The 9,662-nt window shown below is 73.8% G+C and carries 8 protein-coding genes; 2 read left to right on the forward strand and 6 right to left on the reverse strand.

Features of this window, described 5'->3' with window-relative positions; all coding sequences use genetic code 11:
- The 3 genes from NWP09_RS09200 to glgX all read right to left on the reverse strand — a co-directional run.
- Nucleotides 1–426: hypothetical protein (locus NWP09_RS09200; RefSeq protein ID WP_258275215.1), on the reverse strand; the 426-nt coding region annotated here is incomplete at its 3' end.
- Nucleotides 427–493: 67 nt separating this feature from the next.
- The gene (treY, locus tag NWP09_RS09205) at nucleotides 494–2,827 is read right to left on the reverse strand and encodes a malto-oligosyltrehalose synthase (RefSeq protein WP_258275216.1); all 2,334 of its coding nucleotides are present in this window, start codon (nucleotides 2,825–2,827) and stop codon (nucleotides 494–496) included.
- 13 nt (nucleotides 2,828–2,840) lie between these two features.
- A complete protein-coding gene (gene glgX / locus NWP09_RS09210) occupies nucleotides 2,841–5,120 on the reverse strand; it encodes a glycogen debranching protein GlgX (protein ID WP_258275217.1) in 2,280 nt (759 codons plus the stop codon).
- 91 nt (nucleotides 5,121–5,211) lie between these two features.
- Between glgX and NWP09_RS09215 the strand changes: the two genes are divergently transcribed.
- Complete coding sequence (locus NWP09_RS09215) at nucleotides 5,212–5,976, forward strand: methyltransferase domain-containing protein (protein ID WP_258275219.1); 765 nt, start codon at nucleotides 5,212–5,214, stop codon at nucleotides 5,974–5,976.
- A 12-nt stretch (nucleotides 5,977–5,988) separates the two neighbouring features.
- On the opposite strand, the gene NWP09_RS09220 is transcribed toward NWP09_RS09215, so the two are convergent.
- Genes NWP09_RS09220 through NWP09_RS09230 form a run of 3 tightly spaced genes read right to left on the reverse strand, consistent with a single transcriptional unit; the run spans nucleotide 5,989 to nucleotide 8,643 of the window.
- Complete coding sequence (locus tag NWP09_RS09220; RefSeq protein ID WP_258275220.1) at nucleotides 5,989–6,462, reverse strand: YbaK/EbsC family protein; 474 nt, start codon at nucleotides 6,460–6,462, stop codon at nucleotides 5,989–5,991.
- Nucleotides 6,463–6,514: 52 nt separating this feature from the next.
- Nucleotides 6,515–7,621 (reverse strand): ABC transporter permease, encoded by a 1,107-nt coding sequence (locus tag NWP09_RS09225; protein WP_258275221.1) that lies wholly within the window; start codon nucleotides 7,619–7,621, stop codon nucleotides 6,515–6,517.
- Entirely contained in the window at nucleotides 7,618–8,643 is a 1,026-nt protein-coding gene (locus tag NWP09_RS09230) for an ABC transporter ATP-binding protein (RefSeq protein ID WP_258275222.1), read from the reverse strand. Before NWP09_RS09230 ends, NWP09_RS09225 begins: the two co-directional genes overlap by 4 nt.
- An 87-nt stretch (nucleotides 8,644–8,730) precedes the next feature.
- On the opposite strand from NWP09_RS09230, the gene NWP09_RS09235 reads away from it, so the two are divergent.
- Nucleotides 8,731–9,662: DMT family transporter (locus NWP09_RS09235; protein ID WP_258275223.1), on the forward strand; the 932-nt coding region annotated here is incomplete at its 3' end.

Below are 9,662 nucleotides of genomic sequence, written 5' to 3' on the forward strand. Positions count from 1 at the left end.
GAGCAGCGCCCCACCCGCGGCGGCCGCGGCGACCGCGGACAGCTCGAGCAGGCCCTGCGCGGGGAGCCAGGTGAGGGCGGCGTCGCCCGGCAGCGCGAGCGCGGGTCCGCGACCCACCGCCGCGGCGGAGAGGCCGAGCACACCCACCAGCAGCCCGACCCCTCCGGCAGCGACGCGCCCCCGCTCGCCGCGACCGGCGACGATCAGCAGGAGCAGGGACGCGAGCAGTGCCACCCACGCGGCCGACGTCTCGAGCGCGAGCGCGACGCTCGACGCGACGTCGGAGCCGAGCGTCGACCACGCGGCGCGGCTCGCCAGCAGGGCGAGGCACGCGACGGCCGCCCAGGCGACGAAGAGGAGCGCGAGCCCCAGGATCGAGGCCCACGAGGCCCGCGCCTGCGCGGGTCCGCCGTCGTCGGCAGCCATGCGGCCAGTGTAGTAACGGTGTCTGGAAACCGACAGGGACGAGCGCGACGCCCGCGCCGCCGCGCGGTCAGTCGGCGCGGGTCAGGAGGGCCACCGGCAGCGTCGCGAGCACGTCCGCGAGCCGGGCCTCGCCGCCGCGCAGCTCCTTCGTCGTGAGCAGCTCGCGCCAGCGGCCCTCCGGCAGCTGGATCGTCGTGTCCCCCCAGCCGCCGCGCTCGGCGAGGCCGATGGGCAGGCGGGTCGCGACGGCGATCGCGCCGCCGCGGTCGAACGCGATCGCGTGGCCGGCGGCGTCGCCGTGCGGGAGGATCGGCGCGTAGTCGGCGAAGCGCTCGGGGTGCTCGCGGCGCAGGCGCAGCGCCTCGCGCACGAGCCGGGTCTTCGCGACCTCGAGGTCCCACCCGCCCGACAGGGGCGCGCGCGCGGACTCGCGCAGCGCATCCATCCGCGCCCAGTCGACGGGGCGGCGGTTGTCGGGGTCGACGAGCGACTGCTCGAGCGCCTCCGAGCCCTGGTACACGTCGGGGAAGCCGGGGATCGTGAGGTTCAGCAGCTTCGCGCTCAGCACGTTCGCGCGGAAGCCGGCGTCGGTCGCGGCGAGGAACGCCTCGACGTCGCGCTTCGCGGGCTCGCGCAGCAGCTGCCGCACGAGCTCGGCGAGGTGCCCCTCGAAGCGGGTGTCGGGATCCGTCCAGTGCGTGATCGCGTCGGCCTCGCGCGCGGCCTTCTCCATGTAGGCGACGAGGCGCTCCTCGCTCGCGGGCCACGCGCCGACGACCGCCTGCAGCAGCAGGTTGACGAACGCGCGGCCGCGGTTGGGGGCGAAGACGAGCAGGCGGTCGAGCAGCGCCTCCCACTCCCCCGGCACCTCGGCGATCGTCGTGATGCGGGCGCGCACGTCCTCGCCGCGCTTGGTGTCGTGCGTCGAGAGCGCGTTCATCGCGAGCGGCCACTCGTGCTGGCGACGGGCCATGGAGGCGTGGAACTCCTCGACGTCGACCGAGAACACCTCGGGGTCGCCGCCGACCTCGTTGAGGCTCGTCAGGCGCGAGTAGCGGTAGAACGCGGTGTCCTCGACGCCCTTCGCCATCACCATGCCGCTCGTCTGCTGGAACCGCAGCGCAGCATCCTGCCGCGGGTTGCCGAGCACCGGCAGCAGCGCGTCGATCGTCTCGGCGAGGTCGGGCCGCTGCGCCTTCGCGCGCTCGGCCGCCTGCCCGAGGTGCTCGCGCCCCTCGGGCAGGTAGGAGCGGTACACGGGGAAGCACGCGAGCAGCTCGGCGACCGCGTCGGCGACGTCGGCCGGCGCGCCCTCCTCGCCCCACGCATCCGCCGCCCGGATCTCGCGCTCGAGGCGCAGCACCTCCGCGCGCAGGATGCCGTCGGCGATGCGCCGCTTCGTGTCGTGCGTGAGCTGCGCCCAGTCGACGTGCTCGCCGCCGCGCAGCCGCGCGTCGATCTCGTCGAGGGGCTCGGCGGCCGCGGGGTCGGTGAGCACCCGGTCGATGAGGCCGAGCGTGTCGTAGCCGGTCGTGCCCGCCGTCGCCCAGCGCGGCAGCTCCTCGCCGGGCTCGAGGATCTTCTCGACGAGCACGAACGCGCCGCCCGTGAGGCGGTCGAGGTCGTCGAGGTAGCCCGCGGGGTCGCGCAGCCCGTCCGGGTGGTCGACGCGCAGGCCCTGCACGAGCCGCTCGTCGAACCAGCGCGCGATCTCGACGTGGGTCGCGTCGAAGACCTCGGGCAGCTCGACCCGCACGGCCGCGAGCGTCGAGACCGCGAAGAAGCGCCGGTAGTTCAGCCGGTCGTCGCCCGCCTTCCAGTGCGCGAGCCGGTAGTGCTGCCGCGCGAGCACCTCCTGCGGCGACCCCTCGCCCGTGCCGGGCGCGACCGGCAGCCGCGTGTCCCAGTAGCGCAGCGCCCGCGCCTCGCCGTCGGAGCCGCGCTCGAGCTCGAGGTGGCCGACCGTGCCGTCCTCCGACCAGTCGTCGTCGCCGACGATCGGCAGCAGCAGCTTGCCGCCGCCCGCCTCCCAGTCGATGTCGAACGCATCCGCGAGCGGGCTCTCCTGCCCCTCGAGCAGCACCCGCCACCACCAGCTGTTGTGCTCGGGCACCGCGACGCCCATGTGGTTCGGCACGATGTCGACGAGCACGCCCATGCCGAGCCGGCGCGCCTCCTCGGCCACCGCATCGAGCCCCGCCCGACCGCCGCGCGACTCGTCGATGCGGGCGTGGGAGACGACGTCGTAGCCGTGGTTCGAGCCGTGCTCGGCCTCGAGGATCGGCGAGAGGTAGACCCAGTCGACGCCGAGGTCGTGCAGCGCCGCGAGCCGCTCGGCCGCGTCGAAGAGCGTGAACTCCTCGCTGATCTGCAGTCGGTAGGTGCTCTGCGGGGCGTGCACGGGGTCTCCTCCGTCAGTCCTGCTGGTCGTCGTGCCGGCCGGAGGCGTCGAGCGGCCGGCCGGGGGCCGGTCGCGCCTCGATCGTCGCGACCGGGCCGGTGAGCGTGCCGGTCGCCGCGGCGATCGACGCCGCGACCGAGAAGTCCTGGTCGACGGGCGGGATGTGCTCGCGCAGCACGACGATCGTGCGCGGCGCGATGCGGCCGACCTCGCCCGCCCCGATGCTGCCCTCGCGCAGCTCGTGCGCACCGGTGTCGATGAGCACGTCCCAGGCCTCGGCGTACTCGCTGGGCGGGAGCGTGAGCTCGCGCTCCTCCTCCGACGCGTTGCAGTAGATCAGGAAGTGGTTGTCGACGATCCGCTCGCCGCGCGCCCCGCGCCCCGCGATGCCGTGCCCGTTGAGGTACATGCCGATCGCCTTCTCGCCCGCCGCCTCCTCCCAGTCGCCGTCCTCCATCGGGGTGCCGTCGCTGCGCAGCCACACGATGTCGTTGAGCCGCTCGCCGTTGCCCGTGCGCACGGTCTTGCCCGTGAAGAAGCGCTTGCGCCGGAAGGTGGGGTGGTCGTGCCGCAGCTTCGCGACCGCCGCGGTGAACTCGATGAGCGGCTGGTCGACGGCCGACCAGTCGATCCAGCTGAGCTCCGAGTCCTGCGCGTAGGTGTTGTTGTTGCCGTGCTGCGTGCGGCCGAGCTCGTCGCCGTGCAGGATCATGGGCACACCCTGGCTGAGCAGGAGCGTCGCGAGGAAGTTGCGCTGCTGGCGCGCGCGCACCGCGAGGATCTCCGGATCGTCGGTGGGCCCCTCGACGCCGTGGTTGTACGAGCGGTTGTGGCTCTCGCCGTCGTTGCCGTCCTCGCCGTTCGCCTCGTTGTGCTTCTCGTTGTAGCTCACGAGGTCGCGGAGGGTGAAGCCGTCGTGCGCGGTGACGAAGTTGATGGATGCGACGGGTCGGCGGCCCGAGTGCTCGTAGAGGTCGGCGGAGCCGGCCAGGCGGCTCGCGAACTCGCCGAGCGCGGTCGGCTCACCGCGCCAGAAGTCGCGCACCTGGTCGCGGTACTTGCCGTTCCACTCGGTCCACTGCGGCGGGAAGTTGCCCACCTGGTAGCCGCCCGGGCCGATGTCCCACGGCTCGGCGATGAGCTTGACCTGGCTGATCACCGGATCCTGCTGCACGAGCTCGAAGAAGGTCGACAGGCGGTCGACGTCGTAGAACTCGCGCGCGAGCGTCGACGCGAGGTCGAAGCGGAAGCCGTCGACGTGCATCTCGGTGACCCAGTAGCGCAGCGAGTCCATGATCATCTGCAGCGCGTGCGGGTGGGCGACGTTGAGGCTGTTGCCCGTGCCCGTGTAGTCCATGTAGTGCTGCTCGTCGCCCTCGACGAGGCGGTAGTAGGCCTGGTTGTCGATGCCGCGCCAGCTGAGCGTGGGCCCCAGGTGGTTGCCCTCGGCGGTGTGGTTGTAGACGACGTCGAGGATCACCTCGATGCCCGCGGCATGGAGCGCCTTCACCATCGCCTTGAACTCCTGCACCTGCTGGCCGCGCTCGCCGGTGCCGGCGTACTCCGCGTGCGGGGCGAAGAAGCTGAGGGTGTTGTAGCCCCAGTAGTTGCGCAGCCCCTTCTCGAGCAGCACCGCGTCGTGCACGAACTGGTGCACGGGCATGAGCTCGATCGCGGTGACGCCGATCTTCTGCAGGTGGGCGATGACCGACGGATGCGCGATGCCCGCGTAGGTGCCCCGGAGCGGCTCGGGCACGTCGGGGTGGGTCTGCGTGAGCCCCTTGACGTGCGCCTCGTAGATGATCGTCTCGTTGTACGGCGTGCGCGGGTAGCGGTCGCCGGTCCAGTCGAAGAACGGGTTGATGACGACGCCCTTCACCATGTGGGGCGCGGAGTCCTCGTCGTTGCGGCTGAGCGGGTCGCCGAAGTCGTAGCTGTGCAGCGGCTGCCCCCACGCGATCGTGCCGCTCGTCGCCTTCGCGTACGGGTCGAGGAGCAGCTTGTTCGGGTTGTGCCGGAGGCCCCGCTCGGGCTCGTACGGCCCGTGCACGCGGTAGCCGTAGCGCTGGCCGGGCTGCACGCTCGGCAGGTACGCGTGCCACACGTAGGCGTCGACCTCCGTGAGCTCGACGCGCGTCTCGACGTCGTCCTCGTCGAACAGGCACAGCTCGACCCGCTCCGCCGACTCCGTGAAGATCGCGAAGTTCGTGCCCGTGCCGTCGAACGTGGCGCCGAGCGGGTAGGGCTCGCCGGGCCAGACCTGGAGTGCGGGGGCGGGAGCGGTGTCAGTCATCGCGCCGAGTGTATGGCGGGGCTCTCGGGGAAGGCTGGACGTCCCCGCGCCGACCGGCGATACCGTGGCGCCGAGATGCCTGGAGGCAGCGATGGCGCACACGTGGGCTCCGCAGCAGTACCTCGCCTACGCCGACGAGCGCGGCAGGCCCTTCGTCGAGCTGCTCGCGCGCGTCGGGGCCGCAGCGCCCGCTCGCGTGGCCGACCTCGGCTGCGGGCCCGGGAACCTCACGCGGCTGCTGACCGAGCGGTGGCCCGACGCGCATGTCGTGGGCGTGGACGCATCCGCCGACATGCTCGCGCGGGCGGCCGCGATCGAGGGCGTGGAGTGGCAGCTGGCGGACGCGCGGGAGTGGTCGCCGGCTGCGCCGCTCGACGTGCTCGTCACGAACGCGACGCTGCAGTGGATCCCCGGGCACCTCGAGCTGCTGCCGCGGCTCGTCGGCATGCTCGCGCCGGGCGGGTGGTTCGCGATGCAGGTGCCGGGCAACTTCGACCAGCCGAGCCACGTGCTGCGCGACGAGGTCGCGGCCCTGCCGGAGTTCGCCGAGCACACGCGGCACGTCGCGCGGCCGGCGGCGCACGACGCGGCGACGTACCTAGCGGCGCTGACGGCGCTCGGGCTCGAGGTCGACGCGTGGGAGACGACCTACCTGCACGTGCTCGAGGGCCCGGACGCCGTGTTCGAGTGGGTGCGCGCGACGGGCGCGCGGCCGGTGCTCGAGGCGATGCCGGATGCGCTGCGGGGCGAGTTCGAGGACGTCTTCCGCGCCCGGCTGCGCGAGGCCTACCCCGCCGACGAGCGCGGCCGGGTCGTGCTCCCCTTCCGCCGCGTGTTCGCTGTCGGCCACGCGTAGGCCCCGGCCGGCTCAGTCGCCGACGACGTGCTCCTCGCCGCCCGTGATGCGCACGAGCTCGTCGTAGCTCAGCATGAAGACGGTGTCGGCGGTGCCGGCGGCGGCGGAGAGCCGCGGGTAGTCGCGCAGCGCGACGTCGACGATCGTGCGGATCGGCTGCGGGTGCCCGAGCGGGGCGACCCCGCCGATCACCTGGCCGGTCGCGGCGCGCACCTGCTCGGGCGTCGCGCGCTCGATCGGCCCCTCGCCCAGCTGCGCGGCGAGCGCCGCCGTGTCGACGCGGTGGCGACCCGACGTCATCACGAGCAGCGGCGCATCCGCCATCCAGAAGATGAGCGAGTTCGCGATCGCCCCGACCTCGATGCCGAGCGCCGCCGCCGCGGCCTTCGCGGTGTGCGTGCCCTCGGGGAAGTGGATGATCTCGCGGTCGATGCCGAGCTCGGCGAGCTGCTGCCGGATGCCCTCGGCGCGCGTCGGTAGCGTCATGCCCCCATCCTGCCCGCGCGGAGCGCCTGGATCGGCGGATGCGGCGGGCGGGTCACGCGATGCGGCTGCCGGGGGCGAGCGTGCGGGCGGGCGCGCGCACCGCCGCGACCGCGCCCCACACGGCGGCTGCCGCGAGCGCGACGTGGATGCCCATGCCGACGAACCAGCTCGGCAGCGTGCGCTCGTAGACGTCGCGCGCCGAGTCGCCCGCGAAGGCGCCGTCGGACTCGTAGTCGGCGCACGACTCGACGTGCGGCGGCTCCTGCGCGTAGCGGACGGCGATCGCGATCTGGCCGAGCAGGTCGTCCGGGTACTCGCCGCTCCCGAAGCTCGGGGGCACCGCGTCGGCGAGGATCACGTAGGGGTTCGCGGCGAGCAGCGGCCACACCCGGTCGGGTCGCGGCACGACGGTCTCGTACGTGCGATCGGTCTCGCGGCACGTCGACACGCCCGCCTGCTCGTCGTAGTCCCACGCGATCTCGGTGCGCGTCTCCTCGCTCTGGAACGCGATCGTCGCGACGCCGAAGCCGATGAGCGTGCCGACGCTGAAGAACGCGACGACGAGGTAGGTCACGACCGTCGAGAGCACCGGCTTGCGGATGAGGCCCGACACCCCGACGCCGATCGCCGAGACCACCCCGATCTCGACCACGACGACCGGGATCGCGATGAGCACCGCCTCGAGCCGCAGGCCCCCGAGCAGCGCCGAGCCGAGCATGAACGGCGTGCACACCGCGAGGAACCCGAGCGAGGCGATCCACGCCGCGAGCACCTTGCCGAGCACGAGCTGCGCGGCGGTGACCTGCGTCACCTGCGTCGACGCGAGCGTGCCCGCATCGCGGTCGCCGTTGATCGAGCTGCCGCTGAGCGCGGGCGTCACGAGCGACGTGACGAGCATGACGAGGAAGATCGTGGTCGCGAAGATCGCCCCGCCGAGGTCGCGCTGGTAGCCCTGCAGCGACAGGAACAGCACGACGATCACGCCGCCGACCACGAGGCCGACGACCACGAGCAGCACGTACCAGGCGACGCTCCGCACGCGCTGCGCGAGCTCGAGCCCGACCACGACGCCGAGCATGCGCATCCACGAGCCTGCAGTGCCGGGCCGATCGGTCGCGGGCTCGTGCTCGTGCGGCGGGACGATGGTGGTCTGGCTCATCGGCGGCCTCCCGCGAGTCCGAGATAGGTGCGCTCGATGTCGCCGACGGCGGGCGCGAAGTGCACGACCGGCACGCGGGCGCCGACGAGCCGCGCGAGCAGGTCGGCGGCGTGCTCGTCGCGGTCGAGGGCGACGAACGCGGTGTCGCCCTCGAGCCGCACGCGGTCGAACGCGACGCCGATGCGAGCGAGCTCGACGCTCAGGGCGCGCGGGTCGAGCGCACGCACGCGCCACTCGCGAGCCGCTTGGCGCGCGAGCTCGAGCCGCTCCCCGCCGACCACCTCGCCGCGGTCGACGAACACCGCGTCCTGCGCGATCTCGTCGAGCTCCGAGAGGTCGTGGCTCGAGATGAGCACCGTGCCGCCCTCTGCGGCGAAGCGCCGCAGCAGCTCGCGCAGCTCCACGCGCGAGGTGGGGTCGAGACCCGCGGCGGGCTCGTCGAGCAGCAGCACGCGCGGGCGGTGCACGAGCGCGCGGGCGAGGCCGAGCCGCTGCTGCTGGCCGCGCGAGAGCACGCGGCTGGGCCGGTTCGCGAGCTCGTCGAGCCGCGCCTGCGCGATGAGCTCGTCGGCGCGCTCGCGCGCGGCGTGCGCGGGCATCGCGTGCAGCCGCCCGACGGTCGTGAGGATCTGCCGCGGCGAGAGCGTGCGCCACGTGCCGAGCACGTCGGGCATCCACCCCATCGCGCGGCGCACGGCGGCCGGGTCGCGCAGCGGGTCGGCGCCGTCGATGCGGATGGCGCCCGCGTCGGGCGCGAGCAGCGACGCGAGCATGAGCAGCAGCGTCGTCTTGCCCGCGCCGTTCGGCCCGATGAGCCCCGTGACCCTGCCGGGCTTCGCGTGGAACGTCATGTGCCGCACCGCGTGCACGGCGCCGAAGCTGCGGCGCACCGCGTCGACGACGATCCCCGCGGCATCGAGGTCGACCGGGGGCTCGGCGAGCGCGGGCTCGACGAAGACCGGCGGGGCGGATGCGCGGACCGGCTCCGGGGCATCCGGACCCGGCGGCGGGGCGGTCGTCATGGCCACATGATGGCGGTGTCCGGGCTGAAGCGGCACCGGCGCGCCCGAACATCATCCGCGAGCATGACGGCCGCCTACGCTGGACGGGTGCCGCGCCCATCCCGCCTCTCCCTGCGCGGCATCCCGACCGGCGGCCTGCTCGTCGGCGTGCTGCTCGTGCTGTGCTCGATCGCGTCGGTGCAGCTCGGCGCCTCGATCGCGAAGACGGTCTTCGACCGCATCGACCCGGCGGCGCTCACGCTCCTGCGGCTCGTGTTCGCAGCGCTCGTGATCCTCGCGATCGCCCGCCCGCGCATCCGCTCGTGGGACGCCGCCGCGTGGCGGGCGATCCTCTTCCTCGGGCTCTCGCTCGCCGGCATGAACCTGCTGTTCTACCTCTCGCTCCCGCGCATCCCCATCGCGGTCGCCGTCACGGTCGAGCTGCTCGGCCCGCTCGTGCTCGCGCTCGCGCAGTCGCGCCGTGCCGTCGACGTCGCGTGGGTCGGCGTCGCGGCGCTCGGCGTCGGCGTGATCGGGGTGCAGTCGATCGGCGGCGACCTCGACCCCGTCGGCGTGCTGCTCGCGCTCGCCGCGGGTGGGTGCTGGGCGGCGTACATCCTCGCGTCGGCCGAGGTCGGCCGGCGGGTGCCGGGCGTCGGCGGGCTCGCGGGCGCGCTCGTCATCGCCGCGCTCGCGGTGCTGCCGTTCGGACTGCTCGGCGCGGTCGACGCGGTCGCCGCCGACCCGAGCGTGCTGCTGCCGGCCTTCGCGATCGCGATGCTCTCGAGCGCGATCGCCTACGGGCTCGAGCTGCTCGCGCTGCGGCGCGTGCCGACACGCGTGTTCGGCATCCTCATGGCGCTCGAGCCGGCCTCGGCGGCCGTGTTCGGCTTCCTCGTCGTCGGCGAGCTGCTCACCGGCTGGGACCTCGTGGCGATCGCGCTCGTGATCATCGCCTCGGCGGGCGTCGCGATCACCGCTGCGCGCGCCCGGCGGGAGCCGCCGCCGCTGACCGGGCCGAGCGGCCTGCAGCTCCCGCC

This window comes from Agrococcus sp. HG114 (assembly GCF_024723325.1).
Classification (GTDB): domain Bacteria; phylum Actinomycetota; class Actinomycetes; order Actinomycetales; family Microbacteriaceae; genus Agrococcus.

What these genes read in the sequence shown, in the direction of transcription:
- NWP09_RS09220 (WP_258275220.1), bottom strand. Translation starts at nt 6,462, where the DNA reads ATGACGCTACCGACGCGCGCCGAGGGCATCCGGCAGCAGCTCGCCGAG.
- NWP09_RS09225 (WP_258275221.1), bottom strand. Translation starts at nt 7,621, where the DNA reads ATGAGCCAGACCACCATCGTCCCGCCGCACGAGCACGAGCCCGCGACC.
- glgX (WP_258275217.1), bottom strand. Translation starts at nt 5,120, where the DNA reads ATGACTGACACCGCTCCCGCCCCCGCACTCCAGGTCTGGCCCGGCGAG.
- NWP09_RS09230 (WP_258275222.1), bottom strand. Translation starts at nt 8,643, where the DNA reads ATGACGACCGCCCCGCCGCCGGGTCCGGATGCCCCGGAGCCGGTCCGC.
- NWP09_RS09215 (WP_258275219.1), top strand. Translation starts at nt 5,212, where the DNA reads ATGGCGCACACGTGGGCTCCGCAGCAGTACCTCGCCTACGCCGACGAG.